Below are 21,826 nucleotides of genomic sequence, written 5' to 3'. Positions count from 1 at the left end.
CGTGGTGGAGAGGGTGAGGGTCCCCTGCCGCGCCGTCGCTTTCTCGTTCGTCCCGGGAGGACATCGGACATGACACTCAAATTCGCGTTTTCGCTCAGCGTCGGCCTGCTGGCGCTCGGGGCGGCCAGCGCCCAGGCGCAGGAGCCGATCAAGATCGGCGTCGTCAGTGTGCTGACCGGCCCCGCGGCCGCGCTCGGCCAGCAGGTCCGTGACGGCTTCCAGCTCGCAGTCGACCAGAAGGGCGGCAAGCTCGGCGGCTTAGCCGTGCAGATCACCGTGATCGACGACGAGCTCAAGCCCGACGTCGCGGTCGGCAAGGTCAAGGCCTTCGTCGACAGCGGCAAGGTCGATTTCGTCGTCGGCCCGGTGTTCTCGAACATTCTCGGCGCCATCGCCAAGCCCGTGCTCGATTCCGGCGCCTTCCTGATCAGCCCCAATGCCGGCCCCTCGACCATGGCCGGCAAGGCCTGCAACCAGAACTTCTTCGTGACCTCCTACCAGAACGACCAGGTCCATGAGGTGCTGGGCAAATACGCGCAGGACCAAGGCTACAAGCGCGCCTACATCATCGCGCCGAACTACCAGGCCGGGAAGGACTCGCTCGCCGGCTTCAAGAACTACTTCAAGGGCGAGATCGTCGACGAGGTCTATGCGCCCCTGACCTCGATGGACTTCGCTTCCGACCTCGCCAAGATCGCCTCGACCAAGCCCGACGTCGTCTTCGCCTTCCTGCCCGGCGGCCTCGGCGTCAACTTCGTCAAGCAGTGGTCGCAGGCCGGCCTGCAGGGCAAGATCCCGTTCCTCTCGGCCTTCACCGTCGATGAATCGACGCTGCCCGCGCAGCAGGATGCGGCGGTCGGCCTCTTCGGCGGCATGACCTGGGCGCCGAACATGGACAACCCGCAGACCAAGTCCTTCGTCAGCGCCTATGAGGCGGCCTACAAGATCGTTCCGGGCTCCTATGCCCAGCAGGCCTATGACGCCGCCATGCTGATCGACTCCGCCGTCAAGGCGGCTGGCGGCACGGGCGACAAGGACAAGCTGCGCGCCGCGATCAAGAAGGCCGACTTCACCTCGCTGCGCGGCAAGTTCAAATTCAACACCAATGGCTACCCGATCCAGGACTTCTACCTGGTCAAGGTCGCCAAGCGCCCGGACGGCAAGTTCCAGACCGAGATCGCCCAGAAGGTGTTCACGGACTATGCCGACCCGCATGCCAAGGATTGCGCGCTTAAATAAAGCAACTGAACCTCGGGGAACCCCTCTCCTGCATCGAAGTCGGGTCTACCCGACTTCGACACTCTGAGTGCCGATCTCGGGCAAGCCCGAGATCGGTGAGAGGGGCTGGGGTGAGGTGTAGGCCGCTGGACCAGTAAGGTGAAAACCTAATGGCGGCTACGGTTAGCTCACGGCCCCGGTGTCAAACAGCCTACCCCTCACCCTGCCCTCTCCCTATGGGAGAGGGTTCCCCGCGCCCTTCCGGCATCGTCGCGGCTTACCCATGACCACCAGCCTCCTCATCGTCCAGATCCTCAACGGGCTCCAGTTCGGCATCCTGCTGTTCCTGGTCGCGGCGGGGCTGACGCTCGTCTTCGGCGTGATGGACTTCATCAACCTGGCGCATGGCGTGCAGTACATGCTCGGCGCCTATCTCGCCGTGACCTTCGTCGGGCTGACCGGCAGCTTCGTGCTCGGCCTGGCGCTGGCGCTGGCGGCCGCGCTGCTGATCGGGCTCGCGCTCGAATTCCTGGTCTTCCGCCATCTTTATGAGCGCGACCATCTCGACCAGGTGCTCGCCACCTTCGGGCTGATCCTGCTGCTCAACCAGGGCGTCAAGATGCTCTGGGGCGCGGCCCCGCTCTCGGTGCCGGTGCCGGAATTCCTCACCGGCTCTGTCCGGCTGATGGATGGCATCCTCTATCCCGTCTACCGTTTCGCGCTGATCGGCTCGGGGCTCGCAGTCGGCGGGCTGCTCTGGTTCATCGTCGAGAAGACGCGCACCGGGATGCTGCTGCGGGCTGGCGCCTCCAACGCCTCGATGGTCTCGGCGCTCGGCGTCGACATCCGCAAGCTGTTCATGGTGGTCTTCGCCTTCGGGACCATGCTCGCTGGCTTTGCCGGCGCCATGGCGGCCCCCATCCTCTCGGTCGAACCCGGCATGGGCGATACCGTGCTGATCCTCGCCTTCGTCGTCATCGTGGTCGGCGGCATCGGCTCGATCCGAGGGGCCTTCGTGGGCGCCTTGATCGTTGGCCTCGTCGACACGCTTGGCCGCTCCTTCATGAACGATCTGCTGCGCCTGTTCATGAGCGCGCCCTCGGCCCGGGCGACGGGGGCTGCGCTGTCCTCGATGCTGATCTACCTCGTCATGGCGATTGTGCTGTTCGTCCGGCCCGAGGGCCTGCTGCCGGCCAAGGGCCGCTCATGAGCGCCAAGTTCACCAGCGCCAAGTTCGCCAGTATCCGGCCCGCCCTTGCCGAGGCCGCCCGGCCAGCCGCACCGCCGCGCCGGCGGCCGATCATTGCCATCGTGCTGTTCCTGGCGCTGGCCGCCATGCCGCTCGCAGTCTCGCTCGGCGTCCCTGCGCATTGGCTGACGCTGGTGACGCGCGCGATGATCTTCGCCATCGCCGCGCTCTCGCTCGATCTCATCCTCGGCGTCGGCGGGCTGGTCTCCTTCGGCCATGCCGCCTTCATCGGCATCGGCGCCTATGTCACCGGGATCATGATCACCGAGGGGCGCAGCGAGGCGCTGCTGATCCTGCCGGTCATTCTCGCAGCCTGCGCGCTTTTTGCGGCGATCACCGGCGCCGTCTCGCTGCGGACCCGCGGCGTCGCCTTCATCATGATCACGCTCGCCTTCGGCCAGATGGCCTATTTCCTGGCGCAGGCGCTCTCGGCCTATGGCGGCGATGACGGGCTGACGCTCTATGACCGCAGCACGATCGCCGGCTTCAAGCTCTTCGCCAACCGGACATCCTTCTTCTACGTCGTGCTGGCGACGCTCGCCGGTTGCTACGCGCTGATCAGCACCATCGTCGCCTCGCGCTTCGGCCGGGCCTTGCGGGCCGCACGCGAGAACGCGACACGGGTCACCGTGACCGGCTACGATGTCGGCCGCATCCGCCTGATCGCCTATGTCATCTCGGGCATGATCGCGGGCCTCTCCGGCTTTTTCCTCGCCAACCAGACCGATTTCGTCAGCCCCGCCTTCATCTCCTGGCAGCGCTCGGGCGAACTCATCTTCATGGTGGTGCTCGGCGGCGTCGGAAGCTTGCATGGCGCGATCATCGGGGCGCTGGCCTATCTCTTCGCCGAGGACGTGCTGTCCAGCTGGACCGAGCATTGGCGGGTGATCTTCGGCCCCTTGATCGTGCTCTTCGTGCTGTTCACGCGCGGCGGCCTGGTCGGCATCATCGGCAAGCTCACCGGCAAATTGGGGAGCAAGCGATGACTGAGCCGGTGCTTGCGCTCAGCGGCGTCAGGAAGGCCTTCGGAGCGCTGAAGGTCACCGACGGGGTCGATCTTGCGCTCGCGCCGGGCGAATTGCACGCGCTGATCGGCCCCAACGGCGCCGGCAAGACCACGCTCGTCCACCAGATTTCCGGCATGCTGCGGCCCGATGCCGGCAGCATCCGCTTTCGCGGCGCCGACATCACCAGTCTCACGCCCGAGAAGCGGGCGCGGGCAGGCCTCGCCCGGACCTTCCAGATCACCTCGACCATCGCCTCGCTCTCGGTGCTGGAGAATGTCGCGCTCAGCGTGCAGGCGCGCGCCAGCCATCCGCTCGCGCTCTTCCGCAACGCGGCGCGCGACGAGGCGCTGAACCGGCCGGCCTGGGCTGCTATCGAAGCCGTCGGGCTCACCGAGCGCGCCCATGTACTGGCGGGCCGCCTCTCCCCTGGCGAGAAGCGTGCGCTCGAGATCGCCATGGCGCTGACGCTGGAGCCCGCCGCGATCCTGCTCGACGAGCCGCTGGCCGGCGTCGGCCGCGAGGAAGGCGAGCGCCTGATCGCCCTGCTCAGGAGCCTCAAGGGGCGCTACGCCATGCTCCTGGTCGAGCACGACATGGAGGCGGTGTTCGCGCTCGCCGACACGGTCAGCGTGCTGGTCTATGGCCGCGTCATCGCCTCGGGCGATCCGGCGACGGTGCGGGCCGACCCCGCCGTGCGCGAAGCCTATCTCGGCGAGGAGGGGTGATGGTGTCAGCCCGCCTCCACCGTCATTGCGAGCGCAGCGAAGCAATCCAGAAGGGCTCGCTCGACGACCCCTGGATTGCTTCGTCGCTGACGCTCCTCGCAATGACGCGTTTCCGTCTTCGCGGGAGGCTGCCATGCTGATCGTCGAAAACCTCGATGCCGGCTATGGCGAGGCGCAGATCCTGTTCGGCATCGACCTTACCATCGGCGAAGGCGAGGTGGTGACCCTGCTCGGCCGCAACGGCATGGGCAAGACCACGACGATCCGCGCGATCATGGGCCTGATCCCGCCAAAGGCCGGGCGGATCAGCGTGGCGGGACGCGACCTCACCGGCGCCGCTCCGTTCAAGATCGCGCAGGCCGGCATCGGGCTGGTGCCGGAAGGCCGGCAGATCTTCCCGACGCTCTCGGTCGAGGAGAACCTGATCGCCACCGCCGCCAGCCGCTTCGGCAAGGCGCGCTGGGACATCGGGCGGATCTATGATTTCTTCCCGCGCCTGAAGGAGCGCCGCGCCAATCGCGGCAACCAGCTTTCGGGCGGCGAGCAGCAGATGCTGGCGATCGGCCGGGCGCTGATGACCAACCCCAAGCTGATCATCCTCGACGAGGCGACCGAGGGCTTGGCCCCGATCATCCGGCAGGAGATCTGGTCCTGCCTGACGGCGCTGAAGGCCGAGGGCGAATCCATTCTGGTGATCGACAAGAATGTCGACGCGCTGGCGAAATTCGCCGACCGGCATGTCGTGCTGGAAAAAGGCCGCATCGTCTGGCGCGGCTCGAGCGACGAGCTGCGCAGCGACAGCGCGGTCAAGGACCGCTTCCTGCATTTTTGAGAGGAACTACCCCATGCCGTCATTGCGAGCGAAGCGAAGCAATCCAGGGGGGCGCTGCCACCCCTGGATTGCTTCGTCGCTTCGCTCCTCGCAATGACGGTGTCGTTTCCTGAAAGGAGAACCACCCGATGAAACCGCTGACCGCCGGCGTGACCAAGGCCAATGAGGGCATCGATGCCATCTCGTGGAACATCCTGGGCCAGACCTATGTGCCCAAGACGCTGAGCGAGGATTCGTTCTCCTGGCATGCCACCTTCCCGCCCGGCACCTTCGTGCCGCCCCATATCCATCCGACTCAGGACGAGTTCATCTATCTGCTCGAAGGCCGGCTCGACCTCGTGCTCGACGGGCAGGAGAGCGTCGCCACCGCCGGCGACCTGGTCCGCCTGCCGCGCAACGTCCCGCACGGGCTCTTCAACAAGAGCGAGGCCACGGTGAAATGCCTGTTCTGGGTCGCGCCGACCGGACGACTCTACGACCTGTTCTGGGCGATCCATTCGATGCCGCAGCAGAACCCGGCCGAAGTCGTGGCATTATCGGCGAAATACGAGATCGACTTCCTGCCGCCGCCGCCCGAAGGCGCTTGAGCGGCGCCAGGCAGACGCTCATCAGCGTGAGCGGCAAAGCCCCGTCTTCGTGCGTTCTTTGTCGCCATCGTCATAGTCGATCGCGAGCGCGGTCCCGCCCAGCGAGGTGATCTTGCCCGGGAACCACTTGCCGCCGCCCTTGAAGTTGCACTCGACGCGGCTGCCGATGGTCCAGTTGTAAGGGCGCACGCTGCTGAGCGGGAGCGTTTCGCGATCACCATCGTCATATTGAATCGTGAGACGATCGCCTGAAACGCTCTGGAGCACGCCGGGAAACCAGTAGTTGCCGTTCTTGAAGCGTGCGAGCACCCAATCACCGGGGCTCTGTGCCTGCGCTGTAGCGGCGCCGCCAAGAAGCGCGCCGATCACCAGCCAAATCTTCATTGTCCGTCTCCAAATCGAACTGCCGCGACAGGTGACGTAACACGACATGAAGGGCCTTTCGACAGTAATGAATTGTCGTCGCGGGGTAATCTCGAGGCGAAGTTCGGCACGCACCGGAGCCAACTCTGCGTCATCATCGCGACCGCCAACCCGACGAAACTCTGCTTCGTCCCGCCGGAAGCTACGTCATGATGACTGGGCATCGCCAGAACCCGAGCTCGAAGCTCCACGGCGATCCGGAGATGTCCGAAAGGCGCTCCGTTAAGGTTAAGTAAAGCTTAAAGCTGTGCCCCGCCGCGGCTTCCGCCATAATCGCGTTCAGGTTGCAGTACGCAACGACGACGCCACTGGATCAGGGCCTGCGATGACGACCACGGAACGCCGGAAGAACCCACGCCTGCGCACCCTGCTGGGCGGCACGGTCTGCTTCAACCAGCGGCGCTCGACGCTGGATTGCCTCGTCCGCAACCTGTCCGACGAGGGCGCGCTGCTCCTGCTTTCCGACGCCGTGGCGCTGCCCAGCGCCTTCGATCTCGACATCGCCCAGCGTCAACGCTCCTACAACGCCCGGGTGCGCTGGCGCGACGGCGAGCGCGTCGGCATCGCCTTCGAGGCGCAGCCCGAGAGCCAGGGCGTGGTGCCGCTCGACACGGCGCGCCGGCTGAAGAGCTGCGAGCAGGACAATGCCCGCCTCAAGAGCCGCATCCGCCAGCTCACCGAAGCCGGCTGAATCGAGTCAGGTGACGTCCGGGTTCGTCCGGGAAGGGAACCGCGCCATGAGGATCGAACGTCGTCAAACGCCGCGCAGCCGGGTCTATCGGGGCGCGAGCGTCGTCTTCAACGGCCGTCAGTCGGTGCTCGACTGCACCCTGCGCAACTGGTCGGACAGCGGCGCGCTGGTCCGTATGAGCGACTGGATCGCACTGCCGAAGACATTCGAGATCGACATCGCCAGCGGGAGCGAGAGCGTCCGCGTCCGGCAATGCTGGCGTCGCGGAGACGATGTCGGCGTCGCCTTCCTGACGCCGGAGCAATGCCAGCCGGTCGCGCCGATTTCGCTCGACGCCATGCGAAAGCGGCGTCAGCTCGGCTGATCAGACGCGCTTCAGCAGCTGTTCGGCAGCGAAGCCGGCCTTTCCGGCATAGGATTTCACGATCGCCTCGCGCTTGGCGTAGCTCAGCACGCGCTCGACATCGTCGAAACCATTGGGCGCCAGAGCCTCGACGGCATCGATGACGCGCTCGGGACCGCCGACCCGGTTCATCGCCACGATCTCGGCGGTTGCGGGCAGGCGGACCGCCTCATAAGCCGCGAGCGCATGGCGCGGATGCTCGGCACGGACCAGCAGATCGGCGAGGCAGCGCGCATCGAGGATCGCCTGCGAAGCGCCGTTCGAGCCGACCGGATACATCGGATGGGCGGCGTCGCCGAGCAGCGTGACGCGGCCATGGGTCCAGCGCGGCAGCGGGTCGCGATCGCACATCGGATAGTCCCAGAAGCCGGGCGAGGCCTGGATCAGCGCCATGATGTCGACGCCGGGCACGCTGAAGCGGCGCGCGAAGGGCAGCACGTCCTCGAGCCGGCCGGGCTTGGACCAGGCCTCCTTCGGCGGCGGCTTGGCCGGGTCGCCGGTGCGGATGTTGACGACCCAGTTGGTCAGGCGCGTCTGCGGCGTCGCGCCTGATGCAATCGGGTAGAGCACCAGCTTGCCCGCCATGCCGCCGGCGATGATCATGCTCTCGCCATCGAGAAAGGACGGCCATTCGCAGGCGCCGCGCCACATCTGCACGCCATTCCAGCGCGGCGGCCCTTGATCGGGAAAATAATGGCCGCGCACGGTCGAATGGATGCCGTCGGCGGCGATCAGGATATCGGCACGGGCCGTCTCGCCGCCCTCGCCGCGCCGGGAATCGGCGAAATGGGCGGTGACGCCGCCTTCATCCTGCGAAAAGCCCTGCAGGCGGCGGCCGGTGCGCAGCGCGTCCGGGCCCAACCGCGCCACCACCGCCTCGCGGATCACGCCCTGCAGGCGGCCGCGATGGATCGAGAATTGCGGCACCGGTGCGCCGGCATGCAGGCCGCGCAATTCGCGCCAGACGGTCTGGCCGAAGCGGTTCATGTAGACGAGTTCCCGCGTGCGGATGGCCACCGCGTCGAGGGCCGGCAGCAGCCCAAGCTCGGCGAGCTCGCGAATGGCGTGCGGCAATGTGTTGATGCCGACGCCGACCTCGCGGATCTCCCCGGATTGCTCGTAGACGGTCGGCGTGAAGCCGCGCGCATGCAGCATGAGCGCCAGCGTCAAACCGCCGATCCCGCCCCCGACGATGATGACCTTCATGCCTGCCCGCCCCTGGCTGTCTAATTATTTTAAGCTTGAAATATCTAACCCCGATTTGTCAATCGCACCGCGGCAGCGTCGGAATCGTACAAGATTAGCCGCGCGAAGAGCGGAACGAAGCGGATTTCTGTGCGTATCTACCGCCGCGGCTGTCGTCTTTCGATTGCAGCTGTGTCAACTGGCGCCTTCGCGCGCCGCAGATTGCGGGAGCATCGATTCCGTGGGAGCAACCCCGTACGAACGCTCGGCCTTGCGCGACGCTGTACAACCCCCTTCTCAAGGAGGAATTCATGACCAAGAATGAACTGATCGCCGCCATCGCCGATGAGACCGGCAAGACCAAGACCGACGTCTCGGCCGTCCTGGCCTCGCTGGGCGCGGTCGTCGCCAAGACCCTGAAGTCCGGCGGCGATGTCACGCTGGGCGGCGTCGGCAAGCTGTCGGCCGCCAAGCGCGAGGCCCGCGAGGCCCGCAATCCCTCGACCGGTGCGATGATCAAGGTTCCGGCCAAGACGGTCGTCAAGTTCAAGGTGACCAAGGATCTCGCTGACGCCGTCGCGTGATCTCAATCAGGTCGCATTCGGACGGTTCCGTCCGAATGCGACCTGATCGATCCTAATAGTTGAGCGCATTGCTCTTGCGAAAAACCGGTAGCCAGTTTTTCGCGCAATGCTCTGATCGTTCCCCTCCCCGTCATCCCGGACAAGCGGCGCAGCCGCCTGGGCCCGGGATGACGGCGGAGAGAACGGTGCTAGCCGCCAGGCGAGAGCTGGATGCGAAAAAGTGGGAACCGGTTTTTCGCATTGATCCTGCTCCAACTTTTCGACCACAGCAGGATGTGCGCAAGAGCGGCTTGACCGCAGGCTCAGGCCCCACACATTAGCCTGATGTTCCTTCGTCTGTTCACAGATCTGCGCGCCGCCAAGGTTCCCGTCACGCTGCGGGAGTATCTGGCGCTGCTGGAAGGCGTCGAGGCCGACCTCGCCGAGCACCGCGTCGAGGAGTTCTACTATCTCGCCCGGACCTGCCTGGTGAAGGACGAGCGCCATCTCGACCGTTTCGATCAGGTCTTCGCCCAGGTCTTCAAGGGCATGGAGACGCTTGGCCAAGCCATCGAGCAGGCCGGCATCCCCGAGGAGTGGCTGCGCAAGCTCGCCGAGAAATACCTCACCGACGCGGAAAAGGCTGAGATCGAGGCGCTCGGCTGGGAGAAGCTCTGGGAGACGCTGAAGCAGCGGCTCGAGGAGCAGAAGGGCCGCCATCAGGGCGGCTCGAAATGGATCGGCACGGCCGGCACCTCGCCCTATGGCGCTTATGGCTACAACCCCGAAGGCGTCCGCATCGGCCAGGACGAGAACCGCAATTTCCGCGCGGTGAAGGTCTGGGACAAGCGCGAATTCAAGGATTTCGACGACACGCGCGAGCTCGGCGTGCGCAACCTGCGCATCGCTCTGCGCCGCCTGCGCAAATTCGCCCGCACCGGCGCGGCCGAGGAGCTCGACCTCGACTCGACGATCTCCGAGACCGCGCGGCACGGCTATCTCGACGTGAAATTGCGGCCCGAGCGGCGCAACGCCGTGAAGGTGCTGCTCTTCCTCGATGTCGGCGGCTCGATGGACTGGCATGTCGAACTGGCCGAGGAGCTGTTTTCCGCAGCCCGCGCCGAATTCAAGCATTTCGAGCATTTCTACTTCCACAACTGCCCCTATGAGCGGGTCTGGCGCGAGAACCGCCGCCGGCACGACCAGGTCATCCCGACCTGGGACATCCTGCGGACCTATCCGGCCGATTACCGCGTCGTCTTCGTCGGCGACGCCTCGATGAGCCCCTATGAGATCGCGATGCCGGGCGGCTCGGTCGAGCACTGGAACGAGGAGGCGGGCCAGGTCTGGCTGGAACGATTGACCGGACGGTTCCAGAAATCGGTCTGGCTCAACCCGGTGCAGCCGCATCTCTGGAGCTACACCCAGTCGATCCGCCAGATCGGCGGGCTGATGGCCGGCCGCATGTTCCCGCTGACACTGGACGGGCTGGACGGGGCGATGAAGGTGCTGGCGCGATAGCAAGCGCCGGCTCCGGCCTCTGCAGCTTGACGCGTTGCCTTGGAACCAGCCGTCATTCTCGGCGTCGCGAGGCGCAGACCCGGGATCCGAAGCGCGTCATGGTCGGGCTTGACCCACTGCTGCCCGGTTGGGGTTTTGGCCTCTGAGCGGATCATGCACGGCTCTCCTCTCGCGGGCGGGATGAAGCGAAGTGCCGGATCAAGGGCGCGGGGAACCCTTCTCCCGGATGGGAGAAGGGCAGGGATTGTCCAGCGGATAGGTTGGTTACAATTTAGCCTGGGTAGATTGGTGACAGTTTCTGGCCTTGGTGGTCGATGAGGCCGATGGGTTGTTTGTAGAACCAGACGCACCAGCCGTGCTCTGTCGCTTCGAGGGCTACGGGCTCACCTTTGAGGGCGGAGCAGATCTGTACGAGGCGGCCCTCGATCTTGATCTCGCCGTTGCTACGCACCCTGCGGATGGTTCGATCGGACGGGTAGTCGGGTTGGGGAAGTTTGTCGGGCATGGACCGGGGCGAAGGATTGTAGAAGCTGGCGGGGGGCTTCTGGCCAAGGGCCTGATGGGGCCGTTCGTGGTTGTAGTCGCGTCGGAAGGCTTCCAGGCGCTGAGCCTGGGCGGCGCGGTTGAGTGAAGCGGGCCGCATGGCTTCCAGCAGGGTGAGATGGAAGCGTTCGAGGCGGCCATTTTCCTGAGGAGAACCGGGCCGGGTGCGCTCGGGCTGGATGCCCAGCTTGATCCACCAGGCCGACAGGGCGCTGAGCCCGGAGGCGCTGGTGGAGGCGAAGGGCGGGCCGTTGTCGGAACGGATGACCTCGGGCAGGCCATAGACCTGGAAGGCGCGTTGCATGACCGGCTTGGCCTGGGCGGTGTGGACGCCGTCGCCCGCCGAGACCGCCAGGACGAAGCGGCTGTAGCTGTCGGCCAGGGTCAGCGGCTCGCAGCGCTCGCCGTCGCCCAGGGTGACCCAACCCTTGTGGTCCACAGCCCAGACGTGGTTCGGCCGCTCGGGTGTGGTCAGCGCGCCCAGCCGGGGCGGGGGACGGCGTCGGAGGCGGCGGCCCGATATCAGGCCCTGGCGCTTGAGGATCTCGTGCGCCGTCGAATGCGATGGCCAGGACAAGTCCGGATGCAGCTGCTCAAGCTTAGCCACGATCTTGCGCGGACCCCAGCTCGGCCGCGCCCGTCGCAGGTCCAGGATCTTCTCCACCAACGGCGCAGGCGTCGCCAGCCCGTGCGCAAGCGGCGCCGATGACCGGTTCGCAAGCCCCGACGCGCCCTCAGCCTCATAGCGCGCCCGCCACTTGTACCCAGCTTTGCGACTGATCCCGTAAACCTCGCAAAGCTCGGTCATCGACACGTCGCCCGCCAGCCAGTCGGCTATGAAACGCACCCGTTCGTCCATGGCACAGCTCTCTCGCCACGGCATGGTCCAGCCCTCCCAACTATCCAGGGAAAAACTGTCACCCTTCTATCCGGGCTCGTCTGTCACCAATCTATCCAGGCAGGACAGATGAGGGCCTGCCGCTGATTGTTGGGGAGAGGCAGAGCCGCAGCGCCGGCTTCATCCTGAAAGCGCAGGCGGCGATGCGGAGCCGCTTGCGCGACCTGGTTGTCTGGCCTGCCCTCATCCCTGCCCTTCTCCCACACGGGAGAAGGGTTCCCCGCGCCTGTCTCATTCGTCGCCGCTCGCTGGAAAGCCTTCAATGAACGGAGCTTTTCGATCGGGCGCTCGCGGCGAACCGGACAGTCGTGGGGCAAGCCCGAGAATGACGCTCTGCGATGAGCCCCGGGACGACGCAGTGTTTCCATCGACAAGCCTGATGCTCTAAGGCTCGCCGCCATGCAGGCTCAACCCGACGACGACACCCCTCCCCCGGTCTGGCGCCAGCGCCCGAAGCCTATCGGCTTCGAGATCGCCTACAGGCTCGACGGCGACGCGCTGGAGATCGACACGACCCGCAAGGTCGATCGCGTCAGGCTGGCTGCAATCGAGCAGATCCGCTTCTTCTACGCGCCCGGCAATATCAGCTCGAAGGGCTACAGGACGCAGCTGCGCCTCAGCGACGGCAAGAGCATCACCTTCGGCAACGTCTCCTGGCGCTCGCTGACCGATGTCGAGCGTGACGACGCCGGCTACCACGCCTTCGTCACGGCGCTCGCACGCGAGGTCCAGCGCGCCAACCCCAAGGCCCGTTTCGTCGCCGGCAAGCCCTTCGCGCTCTGGCTCGCGCTCGCCCTCGTCGGCGGGCTGTCCCTGCTGATGCTGGCCTATTTCACCGCGCGCGCCTTCCAGCAGGGCGCGTATGCGGCCGGCTGGCTCGGAGTGCTACTGGCGGCAGCCTCGTACTGGCAGGTCGGACCGATGATCAGGCTGAATCGGCCGCGGGACCTGACACACGGCGAGGTGCCCGACGAGCTGGTGCCTGGTCGCGTCCAAGCGTGAGCCCTGGAGTATTTTCGAGCGAAGTAGGCACCGGTTTGCGTGACGACAATGCGACAAGACAAGGAGCCAGGGTAATTCCGAGTTTCGGAGAAACGCGGAAATACCCTAGCGCACGACCAGGACCGAGCATTTCGCCCGCCTGACGATGGTCGAGGCGTTGGAGCCGATGACATAGGCCAATATGCCGGGCTCATGCGAGCCGATGACGATCAGATCGGCGCCGCTGGCATCGGCCTCGGCCAGCACCTCGCCATGGACGGAGCCGACCAGCACCTTGGCCGAGACCCGCTCAGGCGGCAACGGGATGGCGGCGGCAATGGCGGCGAGCTTCGCCTCGGCGTCGGTCTGCTGCTCGGAATCGAAATCGGCCGGCACGAATTCCATATAGGTGATCGGCACGAGCGAGCGGACATAGACCAGCCTGATCGTGCCGCCGGAGGTTTCGGCGAAGGCGACAGCCGCGGCGATCGCGGGATCGGCCAGGTCGGCCTCGGCGAGATCGACAGGAACCAGAATCGATTTGTACATCGCATCCTCCTGGCTGTTGGCGTCGTGACGTCCTGCTTGCGCAAAAGCATCATACCACGATCCGCCGCGAACCACGCATGTGCATGGGCGCCATGACGGAACGGAATTGACCCTCCCACGCCTGGCCTTAAGAGTACCGCGGCACGCTGGAGGCCGCTCCTCTCGCCAAGCTGTTCCTCTTGCCAGGCCGTCCGATGACCGACGCCCCTTCCTCTCCGCGCGGCTTCAGGATGCTCCTGCAGTCCCCGACCGTCTTCCTGATGGTGCTGGCCTTCGTGAACTGGCTCGGCTTTGCCAGCTGGAACGCCCTGATCAATAATTTCTCCAAGGAAGCCGCCGGCTTCAGCGGCCAGGATATCGGCATCCTGCAGTCGGTGCGCGAGATTCCGGGCTTCCTCGCCTTCACCGCCATCATCCTGTTCTGGATCATGCGCGAGCAGATGCTGGCCTATCTCAGCCTCGTGACGCTCGGCATCGGCGTCGCCATCACCGGCTTCTATCCGACGCTGGGAGGCCTGCTGCTGACCACGACGGTGATGTCGCTCGGCTTCCACTATTACGAGACCTCGCAGCAATCGCTCCAGCTCCAGCTCCTGCCGAAAGCGGAGGCGCCACGGCTGCTCGGCAAGGTCGCCGGCGCGTCCGCGATGGCGCAGCTCCTCGCCTTCGGGTCGATCGCCGTGGTCTGGCGGGTTTTCCAGCCGGGCTATGTCGTCGTGTTCATGGTCGCTGGCATCGCCACGGCGACGTTGGCGCTGGCGGTCTGGCTGCTGTTTCCGCGCTTTCAGGGCACGGTTCCGCAGAACAAGGGCTTCGTGCTGCGGAAGCGCTACTGGCTCTATTACGCGCTGACCTTCATGTCGGGCGCGCGCCGGCAGATCTTCATGGCGTTCGGCGGCTTCCTGCTGGTCGAGCGCTTCGGCTACGACGTCTCGGCCACGGCGACGCTGCTGCTGGCGACCTATGGCATAAACACCTTCATGGGGCCGATGCTCGGCAAGCTCGTCGGGCGGGTCGGCGAGCGCGCCACGATCCAGATGGAGAATGCCTCGCTGGTCGCGGTCTTCGTCGGCTATGCGCTGGCGAGCCGCGGGCACTTCGCCGAACTGGGTTATATCGTCGCTGGCTCTCTCTTCGTCATCGACGGCATCTTCACCACGCTGATGCTGGCCCAGCGCACCTATTTCCAGAAGATCGCCGATCCCGCCGACATCGCGCCGACCTCGGCGGTCGCCTTCACCATCAACCACATCGCGGCGGTCTTCCTGCCGGTGACCTTCGGGCTGATCTGGATCTACGATCCGGCGATCGTCTTCATCATCGGCGCAGGCGTCGCGACCGTGTCGCTCTCGCTCGCGTTCCTCGTGCCGCGCCATCCGGCGCCCGGCAACGAGACCATGATGACGCAGGCCGTTCCCGTCGCCGCGGAATGAGCCGGGACGACGTCAGCCCTGCCGGGCCGGCGTCCGGACGATCAGTCCGTCGAGATCGTCCTTGACCCTGATCTGGCAGGACAGCCGCGAGGTCGGGCGCACGTCGAAGGCGAAATCGAGCATGTCCTCCTCCATCGACTCCGGATGGCCCGTCTTGGCGGCCCAGGCGTCATCGACATAGACATGGCAGGTGGCGCAGGCGCAGGCGCCGCCGCATTCGGCCTCGATGCCGGGAATGGCGTTGCGCACGGCGACTTCCATCACGGTGGAGCCGGTTTCGCCCTCGACGGTCCGGCTTTCCCCTTGAGCGTCGATGTAGGTGATCTTGGGCATCATGAACTCCGGCGGGCGAATGACGCGCTCCGCTTAGAGCATTTCCAATAGTCGAGGAAAGGACTTTTCCAACAGGTCCAACTGGAGGAAAAAGACTTGGCGCCGCTCAGGCTGCGCAGTCGAGCCGCGAGATCGCGGCGCGCGCCTCGGCGGCGGCCAGGGCCAGCGCGTCCATCGCGGTTTCCGTCCGGCGCGAATCCGGCTCGGCCAGATGCTGCTCGATCGCATCGGCCGCATCGGCGACCTGCCACGCTCCGATGGCAAGGGCCGCGCCCTTCAGGGTATGGGCTGCGTCCATCCGGGTCTGGGCGTCGGCGCCGGCATGGATGGTGCGCAGATGGCGGACGCATTGCTGCGCGAAGAGGGCGAGAAGCTCGCGCTCCAGCGCATGGTCGCCGCCGGTCTGGCGAGCGAGATGGGCGAGATCGATGGCGGTCTGGGGCATTTCAGGCTCGAGGCGATGACGTTCGGAGAGCCGCAGATGCGGCGGTTCTAGCCCTTAACAAGCGCCATCATGGTGAACGAGGCGTTAACGACGTTTGTGAATCAGCCACTCAAATGGGTTTCCATCACCAGGTGCGTCCACTACCCTTCACAACTGGTAAATGATGGGCGCAGTGTCCTTCCGTAGCGTGAGAGCCAGAGGCGGCTCTCAATCGCGGCGAAGGCACGAGCGGGCGCCCATCGGCAGTGGCGTAGCGAGGCGGCAAGCATGACCCGGCAAAAAAAGCTCCAAGACCCGACCGAAGCCGCGATGTCGGCGATCGAGGAGGCGCTGCGGCTGGACCAGCCGAAAAGCGACGCCGAGACCGGCACGGCAGCCGAGCCCAAGCTGCCCATGACTGCCGACACCGATCTGAAGATCGAGCTTCCCCGTGTCGAAGCCGCCGCGCCCGCCCAGCCGCAGCCGGCTGCACCTGCGCCGCAATCGACGCAGCGCCCGCTGATCGCGCCCGATACGAGCCGCGTCGCCAATGACGACCGGCGCGATTCGAGTTCGCTGGTCCAGGCCTTCTCCGCCCGCCCCTCCTTGCGTCCCTACTGGTTTGCTGCGCTCGCCTCGCTCGGCTGGCTCGGCGGCGCCTTCTTCCTGCTGGTCAGCCGCTACGGCACCCTCTCCAACGGCCTCTCCGAGCGTCTCACCGCCTTCGGCATCGGCGAGTGGACGCTGCTGGCGCTGTTCGCCGGCGCGCCCGTGATCTTCTTCTTCGTCCTGGCCGCGCTCTACCGGCGCACCCAGGAGATGCGCCTCGTCTCGCGCGCCATGACCGAAGTCGCCCTGCGGCTGGCCGAGCCCGAGATCGTCGGCGCCGATTCCATCCTCTCGCTCAGCCAGACCATCCGTCGCGAAGTCGCTGCGATGGGGGACGGCATCGAGCGCGCCGTCGCGCGCGCCGGCGAGCTGGAGACGATCGTGCGCGGAGAGATCGCGACGCTGGAGCGCGCCTATGCCGATAACGAGATCCGGCTGCGCTCGCTGATCGACGAACTCGTGACGCAGCGCGAAGCGGTCGTCGGCAATGCCGAGCGTGTGAAATTCGCCATCAGCGGCGCCCATGAGAGCCTGTCCAAGGACCTCGACAACGCCAGCCGCGTCATCGCCGAGGCCGTCACCCTGGCCGGCGACAGGGTCACCGGCTCGCTCGGCGAAAAGGGCGACCAGATCACCCTGGCGCTGGGACGGGCGGGCGAACGCATGGTCGACGAGATCAGCGGCCGCGGCAACGACCTGGTCGAGCGCCTGCAGATCACCTCCGGCGAGGTCAGCGAGCGGCTGGCGGGAGCCAGCGACAACCTGTCGACGCTGCTCGACGGCCGCGCCCAGGAGATCGCAACCTCGCTGGAACGCACCGGCGCCATCCTCACCGAGGGCCTGACCACGGGCGCCAGGGACGTGACCCGCGCCATCAGCGAGACCGGCACGCAGGTCGTCGATTCGCTGGCCCAGCGCGCCGAGACCGTGAACGAGACGCTGCGCCTCACCGGCGAAGGCCTCGCCAAGGAAATCTCCACCCGCGGCGCCGATGTCGCCGAGCGTTTCGAAACTTCCAGCCGCGGCATGATCGCGCTGATCGAAGGACAGAGCGAGGCGCTGGGCGCCAAGCTCGCGGAAACCGGCGAAACCTTGCGCGCCTCGCTCTCCGAGGAAGGCGAAAGCGTCACGACGCGCCTTGCCGAGGTCGGGCGCGGCGTCCACGGCCTGCTCAGCCGCCAGAACGAACACATCGCCTCGCGCCTGCTCGAGATCGGCGAGAGCGTGAACAGCCTGATCGGCACCCAGGGCGAAAGCCTGGTGACGCGCCTGAACGAGACGGCGCGGACGGTCGACGACGTGCTGCGCGAGCGCAGCGACGCCATCATCCTGCGCGTCGACGAGGCCGGAAAGTCGATCGGCGATACCGTCAGCCGCCATGGCCAGGACCTGACCTCGCGCATCACCGAGGTCGGCGCATCGGTCCACGGGCTCTTCACCGAACAGGGCGGCAGCCTGGTGACGCGCCTGGCGGAAACCGGCGAGACCGTCCACGCGCTGCTCGACGGCCAGGCGGACAAGCTGGTCTCGCGCGTTTCGGGCGCCGGCAATGAGGCCGTCAGGCTGCTCGACGGCCATAGCGAGGCCCTGGTCTCGCGCGTTTCAGGCGCCGGCAATGAAGCCGTCAGGCTGCTCGACGGCCATAGCGAGACCCTGGTCTCGCGCGTCACTGGCGCAGGTCAGGAGGTGCAGGGGCTGCTCGCGGCTCAAAGCGAGACCCTGGTCTCGCGCGTCACCGGTGCAGGCCAGGAGGTGCAGGGGCTGCTCGCGGCTCAAAGCGAGACCCTGGTCTCGCGCGTCACCGGTGCAGGCCAGGAGGTGCATGGGCTGCTCGCGGCTCAAAGCGAGACCCTGGTCTCGCGCGTCACCGGCGCAGGCCAGGAGGTGCATGGGCTGCTCGCGGCTCAAAGCGAAGCCCTGGTCTCGCTTGTGTCCGGCGCGGGCAAGGATGTCGTCGCGCTGATGAACGAGCAGAGCGACGCTCTCGTCACGCGCGTCTCCAGCGCCGGCGGCGAGACCGTCAGGCTGCTCGACAGCCGCAGCGAGGCCCTCGTGTCGCGCGTTTCAGGCGCGGGACAGGATGTCGACAGCCTGCTCGAGGCACGCACCCAGTCCCTCGTCTCGCGGCTCGGACAGGCGACGCAGGACATCGACGTCCTTGTCGGCAAGCATGGCGACGCGCTGGTCGAGCGCCTCGGCCTGGCGGGCGAGCAGCTTCACGGCCTGATCGGCACGCAGAGCGCCGCCCTGATCTCGGGCCTGTCGGAGACGGGCTCGCGCGTCAGCGCGCTGCTCGACGAGCAGGCCGGCGCGATGACCGTCAAGGTTTCGCAGGCCGGGCTTGAGATCAAGGACCTGCTCGGCAATGAGAGCCAGGCCCTGGTGATGCGCATCACCGATGTCGGCCGCTCCGTGCACGGCGTGCTGGCCGAACGCAGCAGCGCCCTGATCACCAGGCTCGGCGAGACCGGCGATACCATGAACCGCCAGCTCGACGAGCAGGCGACAGCGCTGACCGAGCGGGTCAAGCAGGCGACCGACGGCGCCCGCGCCGCGCTCGACGAGCAGCAGAGCGGCTTCCTCACCCGGCTGGGCGAGACCGGCGACCAGGTCGGCGCGCTGCTGGGCGAGCAGCGCGAGGCGATGGTCCGCGATCTCGTCTCGACCGGCCGCGAGGTCCACGGCCTGCTCGGCGAGCAGAGCGAGGATCTGGCCCGCCGCATGACGGACGCCACCCGCGTCTTGACCGAAACCATCAATGTTGATGGCCGCCATGTCGCCGAGCGCGTCACCGAGGCCACACAAGGCCTGCGCGACACCTTCACCATCCATGCCGAGGACGCCCGGACCCTGCTCGCCGGCACCGGCCGCGAGATCGTGCTGGCGCTCACGCAGCAGGGTGGACGCGTCAACGAGGCGCTCGCCGCCAACGCCGAATCGATGCTGCGTTCGGTCGAGAGCCGCTCGCAGGCGCTCAACGAGGCGCTCGCCGGCAAGCATGACGCGCTGATCCAGCTCTTCGACGCGCAGGGCCGCGAGATCACGGAAGGCCTGGGCGCACGCCTGGCAGCCTTCGAGGACATCGTGCTCAACCAGGGCGGCGCGCTTGCCTCCAGGCTCGCCGACAATGCCCGCGGCTTCACCGACACCGTGACGTCACGCCTTGCCCAGGTCGAACGCCTGCTCACCCATGAGGGCCAGGCGCTCGCCGACAAGGTCGGGGCGCGCTCCAGCGAGGCGTCCGAGATCCTGGCGGCGCGGACCAACGAGGCCGCCCAGGCGATGGAGCTCCAGATCCGGGTCTTCGAGGAACGCTCCAGCGCCAAGAGCGCCGAGATCGGGCAGTCGCTCGACGGGCTGATCGCACGGATCGACGGCAATCTCGGTTCGCGGGCGACCGCGCTCAACGAGGCGCTGGTCGAGCGCACCGTCGATATCGCACGCGTGCTCGCCGAAGGCGGCCGCGAAGTCACCCGCGCGCTTGCGGCCAAGGCCGACGAGATCGGCGAGGTCGTGACGTCCAAGAGCGAATCGCTGACGCGCACGCTCAGCGACAAGGCCGATGCGATCAATGCGACGCTGGGCGGCCGCGCCCTGCAGATCGCCGATACGCTCGACCAGAGCGTGGCGCGCTTCGAGGAACGGGTCGTCAACCGGCTCGATACGGTCTCGGGCACGCTCGACACCCGCAGCCGCGAATTCGCCGACACGCTGCAGAGCAAGTCGGACGCGATCACGGTCGCGCTCGGCACCCGCGCCGACGAATTGCGCATCATGTTCGACGAGACCGGCGGCGGCATGCTCGGCGCGCTGAGCCAGCGCGGCGAGGCCATCGCCGGCGAAGTCGCCAATGTCGGTCAGACCGTCGTACGCGCCATCGAGAGCCGCGGCACCTCGATCATCGAGGGGCTGCGCGATCGCGGCGCCGAGATCACGAGCGCGCTCGACGCCTCGTCCAGCGGCCTGCGCGAGACGCTGGAATCCGGCACGCGCCAATCGGTCGACACGCTCGTCGCCACCAATGAACAGCTGCGCGACGAGCTCGGCGGCATGCTGGGACGCCTCGGCGAAGCCAACAAGCTGATGCAGCAGATCGTGACCGGGGCGAACAAGAACCTCGGCGCGATCGAAGGCGGACTCTCGGCCCGCGTCGGCGAGTTGCAGAGCGTCGTCGCCACGGTAATGGAGGAGACCGGGCGCGCTTCCGAGCAGGTCGCGGCCCAGGTCTCGGAGCTGAAGACCTTCTCCGAGGGCACGCTGCGGCAGACCACCGCCCTCGTCGGCCAGCTCGACGACAAGGGCGCTTCGCTGACCGAGGCGACCCAGGCGAGCGCAGCCGCGCTTCATGCCGTCGCGACGCGGCTCGAGCAGGTCGAGGCCCGCGTCGGCAAGGCCCTCTCCGATCGCAAGGACACGCTGGAGGAGCTGCACGGGCTGATTGCCACCCGCACCGACGACGTGGAATCGATCACGCGCTCCTTTGCTGCCTTGATCGACGATTCGCTGAGCTCGGCCGAGGCGCGCGCGCGCCAGATCGGCGGCGTGCTGAGCGACTCGGCCGAAGCCACGACCACCGCGCTGACGCAGCAGTTCGAGCTGATCCGCACCACGACCGGCAAGGAGCGCGAACGCACCGCCCATGCGCTGCGCTCGGCCTATGAGCAGGTCACCAACGAGGTCGGCGGCGAGCTTGCCAAGGTGACCGAACGCTTCCAGGGCGCGGCCCAGGACATGCGGTCCGTCACGGCCGACATCAAGCGCGAGCTGGAAGCGACGCGCGCCGAGCTCTCGCGCGGCGTACTGGACCTGCCCCGCGAGACGCAGGAATCGACCTCCGCCATGCGCCGCGTCGTCTCCGAGCAGATCAAGGCGCTGAACGAGCTGACCGAGATCGTCACCAAATCGGGCCGGCGCAACGACGTCACCCTCCCCGCCGAGGCTCCAGCCCGCCGCGCCTCCCCCGCGCAGACCGTAACAGTGCCGGCCTATACGACCGTGACGCAGGCGCGCCTGCCCGCGGTCAGCGAGCCGCCGCAATTGCGGCCTTCGTTCGACGCTGCGCCCCAGCAGCCCGCCCGCACCGAAGCGCGGGTCGAGGCCCCCAAGCCGGCACCGGCGCCGGCACCCCGCCCCGCCCCTGCCGAGGACGCGCCGCGACGCGCCCCCGCGCCGCAGCCGGAGGTTCAGCCGCCGGCGAAGGCGGGCTGGCTCTCCGACCTGCTCAACCGCGCCTCGCGCGAGGAGCAGCCCAGCGAGGCCAGCAAGCCGACCGCGCATTCGATCGAGAAGCTCGATTCGCTCTCCGTCGACATCGCCCGGATGATCGACCACGAAGCGGCCGTCGAGTTGTGGGACCGCTACAAGCGCGGCGAGCGCAACGTCTTCACGCGCCGGCTCTACACGCTGCAGGGCCAGCAGACCTTCGACGAGATCCGGCGCAAATACCGCCGCGACACCGAATTCAAGGAGACGGTCGACCGTTACATCGACGAGTTCGAGCGCCTGCTCGGCGAGGCGGCCAAGGACGACCGCGACTCGATGGTGGCCAAGACCTACCTGACCTCCGAGACCGGCAAGGTCTACACGATGCTGGCCCATGCCAGCGGGCGCTTCGAATAACGGGCGCCAACCAATCCCAGATAAAAAGACCGC

19 protein-coding genes are annotated in these 21,826 nt (G+C 66.9%); 13 read left to right on the top strand and 6 right to left on the bottom strand.

All coding sequences use genetic code 11. The annotated features are described in order from the left end of the window. The first annotated feature begins 69 nt into the window (after nt 1–69). The 6 genes from BHK69_RS12485 (at nt 70) to BHK69_RS12460 (ending at nt 5,618) form a co-directional block, all read left to right on the top strand. A complete protein-coding gene (locus BHK69_RS12485; protein ID WP_069690385.1) occupies nt 70–1,239 on the top strand; it encodes an ABC transporter substrate-binding protein in 1,170 nt (389 codons plus the stop codon). 262 nt (nt 1,240–1,501) lie between these two features. Further along, nucleotides 1,502–2,428 carry a branched-chain amino acid ABC transporter permease gene (locus tag BHK69_RS12480; RefSeq protein ID WP_069690384.1) on the top strand — a complete coding sequence of 309 codons (927 nt, stop codon included), beginning with the start codon at nt 1,502–1,504 and terminating at the stop codon, nt 2,426–2,428. After that, complete coding sequence (locus BHK69_RS12475; RefSeq protein WP_083269287.1) at nt 2,425–3,453, top strand: branched-chain amino acid ABC transporter permease; 1,029 nt, start codon at nt 2,425–2,427, stop codon at nt 3,451–3,453. Before BHK69_RS12480 ends, BHK69_RS12475 begins: the two co-directional genes overlap by 4 nt. Next, nucleotides 3,450–4,199 (top strand): ABC transporter ATP-binding protein, encoded by a 750-nt coding sequence (locus BHK69_RS12470; RefSeq protein ID WP_069690383.1) that lies wholly within the window; start codon nt 3,450–3,452, stop codon nt 4,197–4,199. The genes BHK69_RS12475 and BHK69_RS12470 overlap by 4 nt, the downstream gene beginning before the upstream one ends. A gap of 133 nt (nt 4,200–4,332) precedes the next feature. Continuing rightward, nucleotides 4,333–5,031: an ABC transporter ATP-binding protein gene (locus BHK69_RS12465; RefSeq protein WP_069690382.1), complete on the top strand. Its 699-nt coding sequence runs from the start codon at nt 4,333–4,335 to the stop codon at nt 5,029–5,031. A 128-nt stretch (nt 5,032–5,159) separates the two neighbouring features. Then, nucleotides 5,160–5,618, top strand: coding sequence for a cupin domain-containing protein (locus BHK69_RS12460; protein ID WP_069690381.1), 459 nt, complete (start codon nt 5,160–5,162; stop codon nt 5,616–5,618). Nucleotides 5,619–5,639: 21 nt separating this feature from the next. Here the strand turns inward: BHK69_RS12460 and BHK69_RS12455 are convergent, their stop codons facing one another. Further along, nucleotides 5,640–6,002 carry a tudor domain-containing protein gene (locus tag BHK69_RS12455; RefSeq protein WP_069690380.1) on the bottom strand — a complete coding sequence of 121 codons (363 nt, stop codon included), beginning with the start codon at nt 6,000–6,002 and terminating at the stop codon, nt 5,640–5,642. 364 nt (nt 6,003–6,366) lie between these two features. Between BHK69_RS12455 and BHK69_RS12450 the strand changes: the two genes are divergently transcribed. Both BHK69_RS12450 and BHK69_RS12445 read left to right on the top strand, forming a co-directional pair. Then, entirely contained in the window at nt 6,367–6,732 is a 366-nt protein-coding gene (locus tag BHK69_RS12450) for a PilZ domain-containing protein (protein ID WP_069690379.1), read from the top strand. Between the two features lie 46 nt (nt 6,733–6,778). Beyond that, the gene (locus BHK69_RS12445) at nt 6,779–7,096 is read left to right on the top strand and encodes a PilZ domain-containing protein (RefSeq protein ID WP_069690378.1); all 318 of its coding nucleotides are present in this window, start codon (nt 6,779–6,781) and stop codon (nt 7,094–7,096) included. On the opposite strand, the gene BHK69_RS12440 is transcribed toward BHK69_RS12445, so the two are convergent. Beyond that, entirely contained in the window at nt 7,097–8,341 is a 1,245-nt protein-coding gene (locus BHK69_RS12440) for a flavin-dependent oxidoreductase (RefSeq protein WP_069690377.1), read from the bottom strand. It lies immediately after the preceding gene. A 290-nt stretch (nt 8,342–8,631) separates the two neighbouring features. On the opposite strand from BHK69_RS12440, the gene BHK69_RS12435 reads away from it, so the two are divergent. Continuing rightward, on the top strand, nt 8,632–8,904 hold the full coding sequence (locus BHK69_RS12435) for an HU family DNA-binding protein (protein ID WP_069690376.1): 273 nt from the start codon (nt 8,632–8,634) through the stop codon (nt 8,902–8,904). Nucleotides 8,905–9,228: 324 nt separating this feature from the next. Further along, nucleotides 9,229–10,404: a vWA domain-containing protein gene (locus BHK69_RS12430; RefSeq protein WP_069690375.1), complete on the top strand. Its 1,176-nt coding sequence runs from the start codon at nt 9,229–9,231 to the stop codon at nt 10,402–10,404. A gap of 271 nt (nt 10,405–10,675) precedes the next feature. Here BHK69_RS12430 and BHK69_RS12425 read toward each other — a convergent pair whose 3' ends face one another. After that, entirely contained in the window at nt 10,676–11,806 is a 1,131-nt protein-coding gene (locus BHK69_RS12425; protein ID WP_199578988.1) for an IS481 family transposase, read from the bottom strand. Nucleotides 11,807–12,244: 438 nt separating this feature from the next. Here BHK69_RS12425 and BHK69_RS12420 point away from each other — a divergent pair, with 438 nt between their 5' ends. Beyond that, nucleotides 12,245–12,847 carry a hypothetical protein gene (locus BHK69_RS12420; protein WP_069690374.1) on the top strand — a complete coding sequence of 201 codons (603 nt, stop codon included), beginning with the start codon at nt 12,245–12,247 and terminating at the stop codon, nt 12,845–12,847. Between the two features lie 105 nt (nt 12,848–12,952). Here BHK69_RS12420 and BHK69_RS12415 read toward each other — a convergent pair whose 3' ends face one another. Beyond that, entirely contained in the window at nt 12,953–13,375 is a 423-nt protein-coding gene (locus BHK69_RS12415; RefSeq protein ID WP_069690373.1) for a universal stress protein, read from the bottom strand. Between the two features lie 194 nt (nt 13,376–13,569). On the opposite strand from BHK69_RS12415, the gene BHK69_RS12410 reads away from it, so the two are divergent. Further along, nucleotides 13,570–14,808 (top strand): MFS transporter, encoded by a 1,239-nt coding sequence (locus BHK69_RS12410; protein WP_199579123.1) that lies wholly within the window; start codon nt 13,570–13,572, stop codon nt 14,806–14,808. 12 nt (nt 14,809–14,820) lie between these two features. Here the strand turns inward: BHK69_RS12410 and BHK69_RS12405 are convergent, their stop codons facing one another. Both BHK69_RS12405 and BHK69_RS12400 read right to left on the bottom strand, forming a co-directional pair. Continuing rightward, nucleotides 14,821–15,141 carry a 2Fe-2S iron-sulfur cluster-binding protein gene (locus tag BHK69_RS12405; protein WP_069693600.1) on the bottom strand — a complete coding sequence of 107 codons (321 nt, stop codon included), beginning with the start codon at nt 15,139–15,141 and terminating at the stop codon, nt 14,821–14,823. Nucleotides 15,142–15,247: 106 nt separating this feature from the next. After that, entirely contained in the window at nt 15,248–15,586 is a 339-nt protein-coding gene (locus BHK69_RS12400; RefSeq protein WP_069690371.1) for an Hpt domain-containing protein, read from the bottom strand. Between the two features lie 267 nt (nt 15,587–15,853). Here BHK69_RS12400 and BHK69_RS12395 point away from each other — a divergent pair, with 267 nt between their 5' ends. Then, entirely contained in the window at nt 15,854–21,793 is a 5,940-nt protein-coding gene (locus tag BHK69_RS12395) for an apolipoprotein A-IV repeat region-like domain-containing protein (protein ID WP_069690370.1), read from the top strand. The last annotated feature ends 33 nt before the right edge of the window (nt 21,794–21,826 follow it).

The sequence above is a fragment of the Bosea vaviloviae genome (assembly GCF_001741865.1).
Classification (GTDB): Bacteria; Pseudomonadota; Alphaproteobacteria; order Rhizobiales; family Beijerinckiaceae; genus Allobosea; species Allobosea vaviloviae.
This window is presented reverse-complemented; position numbering and strand designations above follow the sequence as displayed.